This is a genomic window from Methylibium sp. (assembly GCF_013817345.1).
Classification (GTDB): Bacteria; Pseudomonadota; Gammaproteobacteria; order Burkholderiales; family Burkholderiaceae_C; genus Methylibium.
In genome coordinates this window covers 1-16,054 of sequence record NZ_JACDCW010000096.1, presented here as the reverse complement: position 1 = coordinate 16,054, position 16,054 = coordinate 1, and the positions used below count along the sequence as shown (strand labels likewise).

Below are 16,054 nucleotides of genomic sequence, written 5' to 3'. Positions count from 1 at the left end.
GGCCGTCGCCCGGGCGGCGGCCGGCGGGCCGCGGTGGCCTTTGGCGCCGCGGCGATGCTGCGAGCCATCGGCCCGCCGGCCCGCAGCCAAAGTTCGTCGAGGTCGCTGATTTCGATGCCGCCCTGGCGGGCCAAGTCACCCAGCAACTGCCGTTTCAGCGCCCCGTCCGGCAGGGCCAGCCATAGCGGCCGTGCCTGGGCGAGGAAACGCGAGCGGCCTTCGGCGCTGCCCAGGTCGCAGCCTTCGCGCGCCACTTCGACGAGCTGGCGCGACAAGGGCACAGCCTGCTCCACGCAGTGCTCGAACGCCGCGGCGCCGTGCTCGCGCACGAAGGAATCGGGGTCGTGCTCGGGCGGCAGGAACAGGAACTTGATGCTGCGAGTGTCGCTGGCATGCGGCAGGGCGGCCTGGAGTGCCCGGCCGGCGGCTCGGCGCCCGGCGGCGTCGCCGTCGAAACTGAAAACGATGCTGTCCGTGAAGCGCAGCAACTTTTGCACATGCTCGGCCGTGCAGGCGGTGCCCAGCGTTGCCACCGCGTTCGGAAAACCGAGCTGTGCCAGCGCCACCACGTCCATATAGCCTTCGACCACGAGGCAGTAGCCGCGCTCGCGCAGCGCCTGGCGCGCCTCGTACAGGCCGTAAAGCTCGCGGCCCTTGATGAACACCGGCGTCTCCGGCGAATTCAGGTACTTGGGCTCCCCCTGGTCGAGCACGCGGCCGCCGAAGCCGACGATCTCGCCCTGCACCGAGCGGATCGGAAACATGATGCGGTCGCGGAAACGGTCATAGCGTTTCTGCTCGGGGCCTTCGTCGCCTTGCACGATGACCAGGCCGGATTCGCTCAGCAGCGGATCGTCGTAGCGGGCAAAGACGCTGGCCAACCCGCGCCAGCCATCAGGCGCATAGCCCATGCCGAAGTGCGCGGCGATTTCGCCCGTGAGGCCGCGGCCCTTGAGGTAGCCGATCGCGCGCTCGCTGGCCTTGAGTTGCTTGCGCCAGTGCTCGCCCGCCTTGCCCAGCACTTCGCTCAAGGTGGCATGGCGCTCCTTCTGAACGCGGGCGCGTTCGCGCTCCTCCGGCGTGCTGTCGTCTTCGGGCACGGTCATGCCCACCTTCTGGGCGAGGTCTCGCACGGCCTCCGGAAAATCGAGTCCCACATGTTCGGTCAGAAAGCGAAGGGCCGAGCCTTGGGCTCCACAGCCGAAGCAGTGATAGAACTGCTTGGCGGGGATGACGTAGAAGCTGGGCGATTTCTCGGCATGGAAAGGGCACAGGCCGCGGAAATCCTTTCCCGCACGCTTGATCTCGACATGACGCCCGACGATCTCAACAATGTCGACCCGGTCGAGCAGTGCGTCGATGAAAGGCTGCGGGATCACGAAGCGAGTCTAGCGACGCTGCAACAAGCCTCGGTGTTAAACGGGGTGCTCAACGCGGCGCGAGACGGATTGCCCCGTCCAGGCGGATCACCTCTCCATTAAGCATCTCGTTGGTGATGATCTGCTGCACCAGCTTGGCGTAATCGTCGGGGCGGCCCAGGCGTGAAGGGAAAGGCACGCTGGCGGCCAGGGCATCCTGCACCTCCTGCGGCATGCCGAACAGCATGGGCGTGCCGAAGATGCCCGGCGCGATGGTCATGTTGCGGATGCCAGAGCGGGCCAGATCGCGGGCGATCGGCAAGGTCATGCCGACCACGCCGCCCTTGCTGGCGGCGTAGGCGGCCTGGCCGATCTGGCCATCGTAGGCCGCCACCGACGCGGTGGAAATCAGCACGCCGCGCTCGCCGGTTGCCTCGGCTTCGTTCCTGCTCATCGCCGCGGCGGCCAGGCGGATCATGTTGAAGCTGCCGATCAGGTTGACCGTGATGGTCTTGCTGAAGACGGCTAACGGGTGCGCACCCTCCCTGCCCACCGTCTTCACCGCGGGCGCGATACCCGCGCAATTGACCAGACCCACCAGCTTGCCGAGTGCGACCGCCTTGCCAACCGCCGCTTGGCCGTCGGCTTCGCTCGCCACGTCGCATCGGACGAAGCTCGCGCCGAGTTCCTGCGCAAGCGCTTCGCCCTTGTCGGCCTGAAGATCGGCAATGACCACTTGCCCGCCTTCACGCACCAGCATGCGCGCCGTGCCTTCGCCCAGGCCGGAGGCACCACCGGTGACGATGAAGACCTTGCCTGCGATGTCCATGGCTGCTACGTGACGGTGACTGAAAGATGAAAAAAGGCCGCTGCAGCGGCCCCGGGGAAAGGCCGCGCGGCTCAGCCGAGCGCGGCCAGTGCCTGTGCGGTGATTTCTTCGACGCTGCCCAGCCCCGAGATCTTGCAATAGCGCGGCGCTGCCGCGTCACCGGTGGCGGCCCACGAAGCGTAGTAATCGACCAGCGGACGGGTCTGGCTCTGATAGACCTGCAGACGCTTGAGCACAGTGGTCTCGCGGTCGTCGTCGCGCTGGATCAGTGGCTCGCGCGTCACGTCGTCGAGGCCGTTCACCTTGGGCGGGTTGTATTTCAGGTGATAGGTGCGGCCGGACGCGACATGCACGCGCCGCCCGCTCATGCGCTCGATGATCGCTTCGTGAGGAACGTCGATCTCCAGCACCACATCGAGCTTGACGCCGGCAAGCTTCATGGCGTCGGCCTGTGGAATCGTGCGCGGGAAACCGTCGAACAGGAACCCGTTGGCGCAGTCGGCCTGTGCGAGCCGTTCCTTGACCGAGCCGATGATGATGTCGTCTCCCACCAGGCCGCCGCTGTCCATCACCTTCTTGGCCGCTATGCCGAGGGGGGTGCCCGCCTTGACGGCGGCGCGCAGCATGTCGCCGGTGGAAATCTGCGGGATGCCGAACTTCTTGCAGAGGAAGGCGGCCTGGGTGCCCTTGCCGGCGCCTGGCGCTCCCAGCAGAATCAATCGCATGCGAGTTCCTCGTCTCTTCGGGTGACCGCGCTTTGGCGCGTCGCGCGAGGTGACGGCAGCGCAGCTTGTCTCTTGTTTTTGGGTCCAGAACCCGCTTTACGGGGTCGAATCAGGATAACACGCAGCCCTGCTGCGGCCTGCCCGCGGACGGGCCGTTCAGCGCTGCGCTCGGACGAGCGCGCGCACGCGTTCCAGGTCCTGCGGCGTGTCGACGCCGGGACCCGGCCGCGCCGCGCTCACATGCACCGCGATCCGCTCGCCGTGCCACAGCACGCGCAGCTGCTCGAGCGACTCGATCGCCTCCAGCGGGCTCGGCGGCAAGCTCGGATAACGGCGCAGGAAGGCGGCCCGGTAGGCGTAGAGGCCGACGTGGCGAAGCGGCGCAGGCTGGCTCAGTGCGGTGGCTGCGTCGAGCCCGTGTGCATACCCGTCGCGCCACCAGGGCAGCGGCGCACGCGAGAAGGCCAGCGCGCGGCCTTGCGCATCGCAGATCACCTTGACCACGTTCGGATTGGCGAACTCGGCCGCGTCGTCGATGGCATGCGCCGCGGTCGCCATCACGCAGTCGGCGCGCTCGGCAAGGAGCGCGGCCACGGCCTCGATCAGCGCCGGCTCGATGAGCGGCTCGTCGCCCTGCACGTTGACGACGATCTGCTCGCCGTCGAGTCCGAGCAGGGCGCAGGCCTCGGCGAGCCGATCGCTGCCCGTGCCGTGGTCTCGGGCGGTCAGCAGCGCACGCACGCCATGCGCGGCGCAGGCTGCGACGGTGCGCTCGTCGTCGGCAGCGACCACCACCTGCGTGGCGCCGCTGCGAGCGGCACGCTCGGCCACGTGCACGACCATCGGCCGCCCGCCGATGTCGGCCAGCGGTTTGTCTGGCAGACGCGTCGAGCCCAGTCGGGCAGGAATGAGGACCGTGAAAGTCATGGAATGTGGAACGACCGACCTACGTCGACGCTGACTTGTCGGGACGGCTTGTTTACGCCGAAGGCAGGGGACTGGCCGGGGGCGCCGCCTCGTCGAGTGCGCGCGCCTCCGCCTCGAGCATCACCGGAATGCCGTCGCGGATCGGGAACGCGAGCCGGTCGGCCGCGCAGTGCAATTCGTGGTGGCCGTGCTCATGGGTCAGCGGTCCCTTGCAGATCGGGCACACGAGGAGCGCCATCAAACGGGTGTCCATGCTCATCCTTCGACTCGAGCGACGCCGCGGTGCGGTGCCAGCGCGGCATCGAGCGCGGCCAGGAAGGCCGGCTCCGGCGAGAAGTTTAACGGCGCCACCCACACCGTTGTCGCCGGCCGCTCGCGGGCCACGCGTCCGGTTTCGAGCTTGACCGCGTCCTTTTCGGTGACGATCACGTCGGCGGCATCCGCCGGCCAGGGCAGCACGTCCAGCCCGGCGTGGTCAGGCAGAGTCAACGCCTCGAAATCCAGCCCCTGGGCGCGCAGCAGCGCGAAAAAGGCTTGGGGCTGCGCGATGCCCGCACAGGCGTACAGCCGCCGTCCACGCAGTGCAGTCAGGCCGGCGGCCGTGGCCGGCCGGCCGCGCCACCAGTCGTCGAGCGCGACGGCGCCCGTCAGGCAGCGCCGCGCCACGAAGCCGGGCAGCGGGGTGCTGGGTGCCGGTGCGTTGTAGAGCAGCAGGCTCGTGGCTGCGCTGCTCGGCGCCGCCAGGGGCTCGCGCAGCGGCCCGGCCGGCAGCAGCCAGCCGTTGCCCGCGCCGCGCGCATCGAACACCACCACGTCGACATCGCGCTGCAGCCGCAGGTGCTGGAGCCCGTCATCACAGACGAGCAGGTTCACTTCGGGGTGGGCGACAAGGAGCGCACGAGCGGCCGCAACCCGGTCCGCGCCCACCACCACGGGGGCGCCGCTGCGCAGATGGATCAGCAGCGGCTCATCGCCGGCCGCGTGCGGCGGCGTGGCGGCCGTCACCGCGACGAGGCCATGCGTGCTGCGACCGTAGCCCCGCGAGACCACGCCCGGCTGCCAGCCTTGCGCTTGCAAATGGGCGAGCAGCGCGATCACGGTCGGCGTCTTGCCGGCACCGCCCGCAACCCGGTTGCCGACTACCAGCACCGGCCGTGCGAGTCGGGCGCTGCGCACCAGACGCAGACGGTAGGCGAGGCGGCGCAGGGCCACCAGACAACGGTAGAGGAGGGACACGGGCCACAGCGCACTGGCCAAGGCGCCGCGGTGCAGCCAGGCGGCGGTGAGTTTGGCTTCGAGGCAAGCGCGCGCCGTCGGGCACGCGCCCGAAGCGCTCAATCCGTGGCGGCCGGCGGGCTGGCGGCGCCCGCGCCGTTGCGGCCGGTTTGCGTGGCGAAGGTGAGCTGCTGCAGGCCGACACGGCGCGCCGCGTCCATCACGTTGATCACGCTCTGGTGCGCCGCACTGGCGTCGGCCGAGATGATGATCACGCGCTGCAGGTCGCCGGAGGCTGCAGTGGAAAGCGCGGCAGCGACCGACTGCACGTCGCGGCTGGCCACCGGCTGGCCGCTGACGGTGTAACGGCCATCGCTGCCCACGCCCACGATGATTTCCTTGGGATAGTCGCGTGCCCGCTGGGCGTCGGCCACCGGCAGGTTCACCTTGAGCTCAGTGAACTTCGAGTAGGTGGTCGACAGCATCAGGAAAATCAGCACCACCAGCAGGACGTCGATGAACGGAATCAGGTTGATCTCCGGTTCTTCCTTGCCGCGGTGACGGAAATTCATCGCCATGGCCGTGCTCTCGGGCTGCGCTTCACTTTGCCTGCGCGGTGAAGCGCATCAGGTGCGGCACCATGCGCTCGGCGGCCTGCTCCAGCTCGATTGCGTACTCGTCGACCCGCCCTCGGAAGTAGCGGTAGAACATGAGTGCCGGGATCGCGATCATCAGGCCGAAAGCGGTGTTGTACAACGCGATCGAGATGCCGCGCGCCAACTGCTCCGGGTTGCCGCCCGTCGGCGATTGCGAGCCGAAGATCTCGATCATGCCGATCACGGTGCCGAGCAAGCCGAGCAGCGGTGCGGCCGAAGCGATGGTGCCCAGGGTGTTGAGGTAGCGCTCCAGCCGGTGAACGGCGCCGCGCCCGGCCGTGTCGAAGGCGATGCGCAGGCCTTCTTCGGTCATGCGAGGCTCGCCGATCACCGAGCGCAGCCCGGTGGCCAGCACGCCGCCCATCGCCGAATTGGCGGCGAGCTTGTTGACGACCTCCGGCGCCGGCAGATGCTTGCTGCTCACCGAGATGACCTCGTCGAGCAGGCGCGGAGGGCTGACGCGCACGGCGCGCAAACTGGAAAGGCGCTCGATCACGAGGGCCACGGCGATGATGGAGCAGGCAATCAGCGGCCAGATCGGCCAGCCGGCGGCTTGTATTATCGAAAACAAAAGGCGGTCTCCTGGGCCCGGGGCAAGCCGCCGCGATTATGGCCTCCGGTATTGCGCGATGCAGAGGGCAGGTTGCACGGTTCGCGCCGTTTCAACCGTCCACTGTTGCGGTGGATAACTTTGTGGGCAACCACGGTCGAGTCGGGCTGTAGCGCGCGCCAATCAAGGCTCCGAACAGAATGCTCAAACAATGAGCACCAAAAAATTGTTTGAAATCAATGAGTTGCCTGAATATGACGGCACGTTGACAGCGTCATGGTGCCGTTCGGCCTTGACTGGCGCGGTTGTGGAGTTCGGCAACTCGCTGTGGCGCGGGCTCCACGTCGATGCGTGACTCCGAATCGAGCCGGCGCTCGAGCTCTCCCCATGGCGACGGCGGACCGCTGTTTCGAGCCGCCGAGCCGCCGGCGAGGCCGCACGTTTGGGATGTCGCGGCCCTCGTGCACGCAGTGGCCGATGCGCTGGGGGCCCGGTTCGGCGCCGTGGCGGTGCGCGGCGAGCTCAGTGGCTATGGTCGTGCCCCGAGCGGCCACTGCTATTTCACGCTGAAGGACGCCGAAGGCACGGCGGCGCTGCGCTGCGCGATGTTCCGACGCGCTGCCGCGCTGCTCGACTTCGCGCCCGAGGAAGGCGACCTGGTTGAGGTGCGCGGGCGGCTGGCGGTCTACGAGCCGCGCGGGGAACTGCAGTTCGTCGTCGAGTCGATGCGCCACGCCGGCGCCGGCACGCTGTACGAGCGCTTCCTGCGCCTGAAGGTCCAGCTCGAGGCCGAAGGCTTGTTCGATGCCCGGCGCAAGCGGCCCATCTCGTTGCACCCACGCGGCATTGCCCTCGTCACCTCGTTGGCGGCGGCGGCGCTGCACGACGTGGTGAGCGCCTTGCAGCGGCGGGCGCCGCATGTGCCGATCGTGATTTGTCCGAGCCCGGTGCAAGGCGGCGAGGCGCCGGCCCTGCTTGCCCGGGCCATCGCGGCGGCGGGCTGCTGCGACCGGATCGATACGCTCCTGGTCTGCCGCGGCGGCGGCTCCCTTGAAGATTTATGGCCTTTCAACGAGGCGGCGGTCGTGCGGGCGATCGCCGCCAGCACGCTGCCGGTCATCGTCGGTGTCGGCCACGAAACCGACGTGACCCTGGCCGACTTTGCCGCAGATTTGCGCGCGCCGACGCCGACGGCGGCCGCCGAACTCGCCGCATTGCCGCGAGAGGACGCCTTGGCGGAGCTGCACGGCCGGGACGCGCGCCTGAAGCGAAGCATTGCACAGCGGCTGGATGCGCAGGCGCAACGCCTGGACCGGCTTGCGCTGCGGCTGGCCCGCCCCGCGCAGGCGCTGGCGCCACTTCGGCAGCGGCTCGCCCTGCTAGAGGCGCGATTGCGCAGCGTGCCTCAGACGCATCTCGGACGCCAGCGCCAGCGCGGCGAGGCGCTGACGACCCGGCTAAGCCAGGCATTGCAACAGGAAGGCGAGCGTCGCCGGCGTCACGCTTTGGTGCTCGCGGCACGCTTGCAGGCCCTCGACCCTCGCCGGGTGCTCGCCCGCGGGTATGCCTGGCTCAGCGATGAGAGCGGCCGCGCGCTCGGCTCGGTCAGGCAGGTCGAAGCCGGTGCGGTGCTGCAGGCGCAGCTGGTCGATGGTCGGGTGCAGGCGCGCGTGAGCGCCATCGAGCCCGACGAGCCTCTCGCTTGACCGGCGCTGCGGCTACCCTGAGGGCGGAAGGCTCTGTCGCGCTGCCTACAATTCCTGGATTCTCTAGCTCTCTCCAACAAAGGACTTCCAGATGGAACACACGCTGCCCCCGCTTCCCTATGCCAGCGACGCTCTGGCGCCGCACCTCTCGAAGGAAACCTTCGAATACCACTACGGCAAGCACCACCAAGCCTATGTGACCAACCTCAACAACCTCATCAAGGGCACGGAGTTCGAGTCCATGAGCCTGGAAGAAATCATCAAGAAGTCCAGCGGTGGCGTCTTCAACAATGCGGCCCAGGTCTGGAACCACACCTTCTTCTGGAACTGCATGAAGCCGGCCGGCGGCGGCGAGCCCAGCGGCGCGCTGGGGGCGGCCATCAACGCCAAGTGGGGCGGATACGCCGCGTTCAAGGAAGCCTTCACCAAGAGTGCAGTCGGCAACTTCGGCTCGGGCTGGACGTGGCTGGTCAAGAAAGCCGACGGGTCCGTCGACCTGCTCAACACCGGCAACGCGGCCACGCCGCTGACTACGGCCGACAAGCCGCTGATCACGATCGACGTGTGGGAGCACGCCTACTACATCGATTACCGCAATGCCCGGCCTAAATTTGTCGAAACCTATCTGAACTCGCTGGTCAACTGGGAATTCGCGGGCAAGAACTTCGGCTGAAGACAGGGTTCAGCGCTGAAACACCGCACCGTCGAGCCGGCTGCCCGCCTTCACGCCCCGCTTGGCGAACCAGCCGGCGTTCATCTCCAGCGCCAGGCGCACCGGCTGGGCCGAACAGTGCGAGTCGAGCGAGCGCGGCTGCATTTCTGCGATGTTGACGATGCGGCCGTCGTCGCTCAGGTAGGCGATCGAGAGCGGCAGCAGCGTGTTCTTCATCCAGAAGCACTGCACTCCAGGTTCATCGAAGACGAACAGCATGCCTTCATTGGCGCCCAGCGCCGTGCGGTGCATGAGCCCGGTCGCGCGTTGCTCGGGCGTACGTGCAACTTCCGCTTGGATGTTGTGCAAACTGGCGTTCAGCCGCACCGTCGGCAGCTTCTGCGGCGCTTCTTGAGCACAAGCGCCGCCCGCGGTCAGCAGGCTGCTCGCGCCCAAGCCAAGGACGGCGGCAAGCAGGCGAAAAGAGCGCATCGGTCGGTTCATCGGCGGGGCGAGAGTTCGCAGCAATTTACCCGAGCTGCGCTCGCTTCGTGGCGGCGGGGCCGCAACGCCGCGTCGCCGCGCCCTGCCGGGCGAAAGGCGTTGCGCCTCGCCTTAGAATTCCTTGGTCACGGCGCAAGCCAACCACCCTAGTTTTCACCGAGCGGAGACCCGAGTTCATGTACCAGCACATCACGGTTCCTGCGGGCGGCGAGAAGATCACGGTCAACCCGGACTTCTCTCTCGCCGTGCCGGATCAGCCGATCATTCCCTTTATAGAGGGCGATGGCACCGGCCTGGACATCACGCCGGTGATGATCAAGGTGGTCGACGCGGCGGTGGCCAAGAGCTACGGCGGAAAAAAGAAGATCCACTGGATGGAGATCTATGCCGGCGAAAAATCGACCAAGGTGTACGGCCCCGACGTCTGGCTGCCCGAAGAGACACTCGAGGTGCTACGCGATTACGTGGTATCGATCAAGGGGCCGCTGACCACGCCGGTGGGCGGCGGCATCCGCTCGCTCAACGTGGCCTTGCGTCAGGAACTCGACCTCTACGTCTGCCTGCGGCCGGTGCGCTACTTCACCGGCGTGCCTTCGCCGGTCAAGGAGCCCGAAAAAACCGACATGGTCATCTTCCGCGAGAACTCGGAAGATATCTACGCCGGCATCGAGTTCGAGGCGCAGAGCGACAAGGCCAAGAAACTGATCGCTTTCCTGCAAAACGAGTTCGGCGTCAAGAAAATTCGCTTCCCGGACACCTCAGGCATCGGCATCAAGCCGGTCTCCCGGGAGGGCACCGAGCGGCTGATGCGCAAGGCCATCCAGTACGCGATCGACAACGACAAGCCCAGCGTCACGATCGTGCACAAGGGCAACATCATGAAGTACACGGAAGGCGGTTTCCGTGACTGGGCCTACGCGCTGGCGCAGAAGGAGTTCGGCGCTGTGCCCGTCGACGGCGGCCCGTGGTGCAAGTTCAAAAATCCCAGGACGGGCCGCGACATCGTCGTCAAAGACGCGATCGCCGATGCTTTCTTGCAGCAGATCCTGCTGCGTCCGGCCGAGTATTCCGTGATCGCCACGCTCAACCTCAACGGCGACTACATCTCGGACGCCCTGGCGGCCCAGGTGGGGGGCATCGGTATTGCCCCGGGCGCCAACCTGTCGGATTCGGTGGCGATGTTCGAGGCCACCCACGGCACGGCGCCCAAGTACGCCGGCAAGGACTACGTCAATCCGGGCTCAGAGATTCTCTCGGCCGAGATGATGTTGCGCCACATGGGCTGGACCGAGGCGGCCGACTTGATCATCGAGTCCATGCAGAAGGCCATTTTGTCCAAGAAGGTGACCTACGATTTCGCGCGCCTGCTCGATGGCGCCACGCAGGTCAGCTGCTCGGGCTTCGGCCAGGTGATGATCGATCAGATGTAGCCGAGCGGTCGGGTCGCGGCCACGCGGCTGGCGAGGCGTCGCCCTTCAAGAAAAAAGCCCGCCGTATGGCGGGCTTTTTTCTTGAAGGGCCGCTGATCGACGGCGGACTCAGCGCGGTGCCAGGGCGTCGACGTCCGCTTTAACGGGCTGGACGCGAGCTTGGCGGGGCTCGAGCAAGGCGATGTTCTGAGCCAGCTTGCCCTTGGGGCCGTCGACCAGCTCGAAACTTACCTGCACGCCTTGCTTCAAGGTACGAAACCCCTCCATCTGAATCGCCGAAAAATGCGCAAAGACGTCTTCACCGCCGCCTTCCGGTTCGATGAAGCCGAAACCCTTCGCGTCGTTGAACCACTTGACGGTGCCTGTGACCATGACTCTCTCTCCTGCACCGAGCGGTGCTTGTCGATCGATTCTGAGCAGCGCTCCGAGGGCTGTCAAGCGTGCGAAGGCGGTCTGCACGACCGCCGTGGTTCGCCCGCATCCCTTGCCAGGCGGGCGGCCAAGCGTGATGCTTGTCGCCTTGGGCCGGGACTTGTGTTCAACAAGCCCGTCGCCATATCCACAGGCATGGAAGTCGCTAGTGACCAGTCGATAGAATGATTTGCATGGCTGACGAGCGCAAACCGCCTCCCACCCCGAAGCCACCGGCCGTCAAGCCGGACGACGGGCAAGGAGCCGTTGTTGCCGAACGGCAGGCTGCCAAGGTCGAGCCGCCGCGCATGTATCAGGTGGTCTTGCTCAACGACGATTACACGCCGATGGAGTTTGTCGTGATGGTCCTGCAGGAATACTTCCAGCGCGACATCGAAACTGCCACGCAGATCATGCTAAAGATTCATCATGAGGGGCGTGGCGTGTGCGGCGTCTACACGAAGGATGTCGCTTCGACCAAGGTCGAGTCGGTGCTCGCCGCCGCCAAGCGGTCGGGACACCCGTTGCAATGCACTATGGAGGCCGCATGATTGCGCAAGAGTTGGAAGTCAGTCTGCACATGGCGTTCGTCGAAGCGCGCCAGCAGCGCCACGAATTCATCACGGTCGAGCACCTGCTGCTCGCGCTGCTCGACAACCCGTCGGCCGCCGAGGTGCTGAAGGCCTGCTCGGCCAACGGCGATGACCTGCGCAAGAGCTTGACGCAGTTCATCAAGGAAAACACGCCTACGGTGGGCGGCAGCGACGAAGTGGACACGCAGCCGACGCTGGGCTTTCAGCGGGTGATCCAGCGCGCCATCATGCACGTGCAGTCCACCGGCTCGGGCAAGAAGGAAGTGACCGGCGCCAACGTGCTGGTGGCCATCTTCGGCGAGAAGGATTCGCACGCCGTCTACTACCTGCACCAGCAGGGCGTGACGCGCCTGGACGTGGTGAACTTCATCGCCCACGGCATCAAGAAGTCCGAGCCGCCGGAGCCTGCCAAAGGGGCCGAAGGCAATGGCGCCGAAAACGAGAAGGAAGAAGCCACCGACGGCAAGGGCTCGCCGCTCGACCAGTTCACGCAGAACCTCAATCAGCTCGCCCGGGAAGGCAAGATCGATCCGCTGATCGGCCGCGAGCACGAGGTCGAGCGCGTGATCCAAGTGCTGTGCCGTCGGCGCAAGAACAACCCGCTGCTGGTCGGCGAGGCCGGGGTCGGCAAGACCGCCATCGCCGAGGGCTTGGCCTGGCGCATCACGCAAAACGAAGTGCCCGACATCCTGGCCGACGCCACCGTCTACTCGCTCGACATGGGCGCGTTGCTGGCAGGCACCAAGTACCGCGGCGACTTCGAGCAGCGCTTGAAGGGCGTGCTCAAGGCGCTCAAGGACCAGCCGCACGCAGTGCTCTTCATCGACGAGATCCACACCCTGATCGGCGCCGGCGCGGCCTCGGGCGGCACCCTGGACGCGAGCAACCTGCTCAAGCCGGCGCTCTCCAGCGGCGCGCTCAAGTGCATCGGAGCCACTACCTTCACCGAATACCGCGGCATCTTCGAGAAAGACGCGGCGCTCTCGCGGCGCTTCCAGAAAATCGACGTGGTGGAGCCCTCGGTCGAGCAGACCATCGAGATTCTCAAGGGTCTTAAATCGCGTTTCGAAGAGCACCACAGCGTCAAGTACGCGATCGGTGCACTGCAGGCCGCGGCCGAGCTGTCGGCGAAGTTCATCAACGACCGTCACCTGCCGGACAAGGCGATCGACGTGATCGACGAGGCGGGCGCAGCGCAGCGCATCCTGCCCAAGAACAAGCAAAAGAAGACCATCACGCGCACGGAAGTCGAAGACATCGTCGCCAAGATCGCGCGGATCCCGCCGCAGAGCGTGAGCAACGACGACCGCAGCAAGCTCAAGAACCTGGACCGCGACCTCAAGAGCGTGGTGTTCGGCCAGGATCCGGCGCTCGACGCGCTGGCCTCCGCGATCAAGATGGCCCGCTCGGGACTGGGCAAGCCCGACAAGCCGATCGGCGCCTTCCTGTTCAGCGGCCCCACCGGCGTGGGCAAGACCGAAGCGGCCAAGCAGCTCGCCTACATCCTGGGCATCGAGCTGATCCGCTTCGACATGTCGGAGTACATGGAGCGCCACACGGTCAGCCGTCTGATCGGTGCGCCCCCAGGCTATGTGGGTTTCGACCAGGGCGGTCTCCTGACCGAAGCGGTCACCAAGAAGCCGCACTCGGTGCTGCTGCTCGACGAGATCGAGAAAGCCCATCCGGACGTCTTCAACGTTCTGCTGCAGGTCATGGACCACGGCACCCTGACCGACAACAACGGGCGCAAGGCCGACTTCCGCAACGTGATCATCATCATGACCACCAATGCGGGTGCGGAGACGATGAACAAGTCGATGATCGGCTTCACCAACTCGCGCGAGGCGGGCGACGAGATGGCCGACATCAAGCGCCTGTTCACGCCCGAGTTCCGCAACCGGCTCGATGCGATCGTGAGCTTCAAGGCGCTGGGCGAAGACGTCATCCTGCGCGTGGTCGACAAGTTCCTGCTTCAGCTCGAAGGCCAGCTCACCGAGCGCAAGGTGGAGGTCACCTTCACCGACGCATTGCGCAAGCACCTCGCGAAGAAGGGCTTCGATCCGCTGATGGGTGCGCGTCCGATGCAGCGCCTGATCCAGGACACGATCCGCAGGGCGCTGGCTGACGAGCTGCTGTTCGGCAAGTTGGTCGACGGCGGACGGCTCACGGTCGATGTCGATGCAGAGGGCGTTCCGCAACTCGATATCACGCCGTCGAAGAAGAGCGACAAGCCCAAGGCGGAGCCGGCGACGGCCGATTGACGATTCCGCGTTCGCGGCTTGTTCGACGGGGAGCTTCGGCTCCCCGTTTTCATGGCCGCTCGAAAAGCGTGGCCGGGTCCTGCCGGAAGTAGCCGGCAAAGAGTTCGTACAGCGCCGGTTGCTCCGCGCGCAGTGCCTGCGGTGCGACGAAGAAAGCTTCTGCAGCGACGGGGAAAAATTCTTCGATGCTTTCGGCCCCGTACGGATCGAGAAAACCACCTTGGCCCGCGTCGAGGCTGCGCCGCAGCCGCTCGAAGGCGGCCTGCATCACCAGCCGCCAATGCCGGCGCGCCTGTGCATCGGGCAGCGGCGGCATGCCGTCGACGATGCCGTCGTGCATGTCGAGCACGTGCACGAACTCGTGAATCACCACGTTGTAGCCCCTGGCCGCCGAACTGCCGGCGTGTGCGACGTCGTTCCAGGACAGCATCACCGGCCCGCCTTCCATCGCCTCGCCGGTCAGCACCTCATCGAAGTGGTGGACGATGCCGTGCTCGTCGGTCACCTCTCGGCGCGCCACCACCTCGTCCGGATGCACGACGATGCCGACAAAACTGTCGTAGGCATCGAGGCCCAGCTCGAGGACCGGAAGACAGGCCTGCGCAGCAATTGCTACCGCGATTTCGTCGCTCAGTTCGAGCCCGCCTACCGCCGTGAATTCCTTGCGCGCGAGAAAAAGTGCGGCGAGGGCCTGCAGCCGCTGGAGTTGCGCGTCGTCGCGCGCCGCGATGAAGGGATAGAGCGACAAAGTGGTCTGCCACAGCGAGAGCGGGATGGCACGCCGGCGCAGCAGGCGCGCATCGCGCTGTCGGCGCCACCAGCCGCCCATTGCTCTCAAGCCGCCGGCGCTGGGCCTGTGGGGGCGACACGCTCGAGGCCGCGCTCGCTCAGGCGCAGCACGCCGCAGCGCGCCGGCGTGCGGTCGAGCTCCCAATCGGTGAGTACCAGGCGCGTGAAGCCGGGCGCGATCTCCTCGGTGGCGGGTCGATGAGTGTGGCCATGCACGAGGAGCGGCGTGGCGGCCTCGTGCATCCATTGCACGGCGGCGGCGGCGTCGACGTCAGCGCCGCTTTGTGCCGGCTGAGCGCGCTGGTGCTCGGCGCTGCCCTCGCGCATGCGAGCGGCCAAGACGCGGCGCTCCGCAAGCGGCCGCTTCAGAAAGGATCGCCGCCACTGCTCCGTGCGGACTTCTCCGCGAAAGCGCTGGTAGGCGGTGTCACCCAGACACAGCGCGTCGCCATGTGTCAGGAGCAGCCGCTTGCCGAAGGCAACGAGCACGGTCGGGTCAGCCAGGGCCATCACGCCGCATTCCTGCAGGAAACTTGCACCGAGCAGGAAATCGCGGTTGCCGGCCATGAAAGCAAGGCTGCGCCGCGCCGAGGCGTCCTTCAGCATGTCGGCAATGCCCGACTCGAAGGCGTCGTGTCGGGCATCGTCACCGACCCAGGTCTCGAACAGGTCCCCGAGGATGAAGACGGCGTCGGCCGGGGTGTGGAGCAAATGCGCGGCCAGGGCCTGCGTCGTGCGCGGTTGACTGGCCTGCAGGTGCAGGTCGGAGATGAAGTCGATGCTGAGCCATCCCGCAGGTGCCGCGAACTCCCAGAACTGCGGCAGCGACGGGCCGGCTCCGTGCCGGGCTTGGCTTGCGGTCACCGTGCGCCCGTGATTTGCGGCGCGCGCCTCAGCCGGTGACCTCGATCGCACGCTCGATCACCACGTCTTCGAGCGGCACGTCGTCGAAGCCGCCGCGATGGCCGGTCTTGGAGCGCTCGATCGCATCGACGACCTCGGTGCCTTCAACGACCTTGCCGAACACCGCATAGCCCCAACCCTGCGCGCTCTCGGACTTGTGGTCGAGAAAGCCGTTGTCGGCGGCATTGATGAAGAACTGCGCGCTGGCCGAGTGCGGCGCGTTGGTGCGCGCCATGGCCAGCGTGTACTTCTGGTTCTTCAAGCCGTTGTTGGCTTCGTTGGCGATCGGCGCCTTGGCGGGCTTTTGCGTCATGCCCGGCGCAAAACCGCCGCCCTGCACCATGAAGCCCTTGATGACGCGGTGAAACACCGTGCCGTCGTAGTGACCGTCGGCCACGTAGGCGAGGAAGTTCTCAACAGACTTCGGCGCCTTGGTGTCGTCGAGTTCGGCGCGGATCATGCCGTGGTTGGTGTGCAGTTCAACGAATCTTGTCATGTCATTTCTCCAGCGTGGCTGACTTGATGATCACCGGATCGACCGGCAC

19 protein-coding genes are annotated in these 16,054 nt (G+C 66.5%); 6 read left to right on the top strand and 13 right to left on the bottom strand.

Features of this window, described 5'->3' with window-relative positions; translation table 11 throughout:
• From dnaG to H0W40_RS15820, 8 genes are all read right to left on the bottom strand, one after another.
• On the bottom strand, positions 1 to 1,379 hold a 1,379-nt coding region (gene dnaG, locus H0W40_RS15855), incomplete at its 3' end, for a DNA primase (protein ID WP_292448039.1).
• Positions 1,380 to 1,428: 49 nt separating this feature from the next.
• Complete coding sequence (locus tag H0W40_RS15850; RefSeq protein ID WP_292448038.1) at positions 1,429 to 2,187, bottom strand: 3-hydroxyacyl-CoA dehydrogenase; 759 nt, start codon at positions 2,185 to 2,187, stop codon at positions 1,429 to 1,431.
• 71 nt (positions 2,188 to 2,258) lie between these two features.
• Positions 2,259 to 2,912: an adenylate kinase gene (adk, locus tag H0W40_RS15845; RefSeq protein ID WP_292448036.1), complete on the bottom strand. Its 654-nt coding sequence runs from the start codon at positions 2,910 to 2,912 to the stop codon at positions 2,259 to 2,261.
• Between the two features lie 156 nt (positions 2,913 to 3,068).
• Positions 3,069 to 3,839 carry a 3-deoxy-manno-octulosonate cytidylyltransferase gene (gene kdsB, locus H0W40_RS15840; protein ID WP_292448035.1) on the bottom strand — a complete coding sequence of 257 codons (771 nt, stop codon included), beginning with the start codon at positions 3,837 to 3,839 and terminating at the stop codon, positions 3,069 to 3,071.
• 52 nt (positions 3,840 to 3,891) lie between these two features.
• Complete coding sequence (locus H0W40_RS15835; RefSeq protein ID WP_292448029.1) at positions 3,892 to 4,092, bottom strand: Trm112 family protein; 201 nt, start codon at positions 4,090 to 4,092, stop codon at positions 3,892 to 3,894.
• 2 nt (positions 4,093 to 4,094) lie between these two features.
• Entirely contained in the window at positions 4,095 to 5,111 is a 1,017-nt protein-coding gene (gene lpxK, locus H0W40_RS15830) for a tetraacyldisaccharide 4'-kinase (protein ID WP_292448046.1), read from the bottom strand.
• Between the two features lie 62 nt (positions 5,112 to 5,173).
• Positions 5,174 to 5,626 (bottom strand): biopolymer transporter ExbD, encoded by a 453-nt coding sequence (locus H0W40_RS15825; RefSeq protein WP_292448044.1) that lies wholly within the window; start codon positions 5,624 to 5,626, stop codon positions 5,174 to 5,176.
• A 28-nt stretch (positions 5,627 to 5,654) separates the two neighbouring features.
• Positions 5,655 to 6,281 (bottom strand): MotA/TolQ/ExbB proton channel family protein, encoded by a 627-nt coding sequence (locus tag H0W40_RS15820; protein ID WP_292448027.1) that lies wholly within the window; start codon positions 6,279 to 6,281, stop codon positions 5,655 to 5,657.
• 190 nt (positions 6,282 to 6,471) lie between these two features.
• On the opposite strand from H0W40_RS15820, the gene H0W40_RS15815 reads away from it, so the two are divergent.
• From H0W40_RS15815 to H0W40_RS15805, 3 genes are all read left to right on the top strand, one after another.
• Entirely contained in the window at positions 6,472 to 6,615 is a 144-nt protein-coding gene (locus tag H0W40_RS15815) for a hypothetical protein (RefSeq protein WP_292448025.1), read from the top strand.
• The gene (xseA, locus tag H0W40_RS15810) at positions 6,608 to 7,966 is read left to right on the top strand and encodes an exodeoxyribonuclease VII large subunit (RefSeq protein ID WP_292448023.1); all 1,359 of its coding nucleotides are present in this window, start codon (positions 6,608 to 6,610) and stop codon (positions 7,964 to 7,966) included. The genes H0W40_RS15815 and xseA overlap by 8 nt, the downstream gene beginning before the upstream one ends.
• Before the next feature lie 91 nt (positions 7,967 to 8,057).
• Entirely contained in the window at positions 8,058 to 8,639 is a 582-nt protein-coding gene (locus H0W40_RS15805; RefSeq protein WP_292448020.1) for a Fe-Mn family superoxide dismutase, read from the top strand.
• A 9-nt stretch (positions 8,640 to 8,648) separates the two neighbouring features.
• Here the strand turns inward: H0W40_RS15805 and H0W40_RS15800 are convergent, their stop codons facing one another.
• The gene (locus H0W40_RS15800) at positions 8,649 to 9,110 is read right to left on the bottom strand and encodes a DUF192 domain-containing protein (RefSeq protein ID WP_292448017.1); all 462 of its coding nucleotides are present in this window, start codon (positions 9,108 to 9,110) and stop codon (positions 8,649 to 8,651) included.
• 188 nt (positions 9,111 to 9,298) lie between these two features.
• Between H0W40_RS15800 and icd the strand changes: the two genes are divergently transcribed.
• Entirely contained in the window at positions 9,299 to 10,552 is a 1,254-nt protein-coding gene (gene icd / locus H0W40_RS15795) for an NADP-dependent isocitrate dehydrogenase (RefSeq protein ID WP_292448014.1), read from the top strand.
• A 108-nt stretch (positions 10,553 to 10,660) separates the two neighbouring features.
• Here icd and H0W40_RS15790 read toward each other — a convergent pair whose 3' ends face one another.
• Positions 10,661 to 10,924, bottom strand: coding sequence for a cold-shock protein (locus tag H0W40_RS15790; RefSeq protein ID WP_292448042.1), 264 nt, complete (start codon positions 10,922 to 10,924; stop codon positions 10,661 to 10,663).
• A gap of 233 nt (positions 10,925 to 11,157) precedes the next feature.
• On the opposite strand from H0W40_RS15790, the gene clpS reads away from it, so the two are divergent.
• Positions 11,158 to 11,514 carry an ATP-dependent Clp protease adapter ClpS gene (clpS, locus tag H0W40_RS15785; protein ID WP_292448012.1) on the top strand — a complete coding sequence of 119 codons (357 nt, stop codon included), beginning with the start codon at positions 11,158 to 11,160 and terminating at the stop codon, positions 11,512 to 11,514.
• Entirely contained in the window at positions 11,511 to 13,817 is a 2,307-nt protein-coding gene (gene clpA / locus H0W40_RS15780; protein WP_292448010.1) for an ATP-dependent Clp protease ATP-binding subunit ClpA, read from the top strand. Before clpS ends, clpA begins: the two co-directional genes overlap by 4 nt.
• Positions 13,818 to 13,866: 49 nt before the next feature.
• Here the strand turns inward: clpA and H0W40_RS15775 are convergent, their stop codons facing one another.
• Genes H0W40_RS15775 through H0W40_RS15765 form a run of 3 tightly spaced genes read right to left on the bottom strand, consistent with a single transcriptional unit; the run spans position 13,867 to position 16,005 of the window.
• On the bottom strand, positions 13,867 to 14,646 hold the full coding sequence (locus H0W40_RS15775; protein WP_292448007.1) for a zinc-dependent peptidase: 780 nt from the start codon (positions 14,644 to 14,646) through the stop codon (positions 13,867 to 13,869).
• 5 nt (positions 14,647 to 14,651) lie between these two features.
• A complete protein-coding gene (locus H0W40_RS15770) occupies positions 14,652 to 15,470 on the bottom strand; it encodes a UDP-2,3-diacylglucosamine diphosphatase (protein ID WP_292448004.1) in 819 nt (272 codons plus the stop codon).
• Between the two features lie 28 nt (positions 15,471 to 15,498).
• Positions 15,499 to 16,005 (bottom strand): peptidylprolyl isomerase, encoded by a 507-nt coding sequence (locus tag H0W40_RS15765; protein ID WP_292448001.1) that lies wholly within the window; start codon positions 16,003 to 16,005, stop codon positions 15,499 to 15,501.
• Positions 16,006 to 16,054 lie beyond the last annotated feature (49 nt).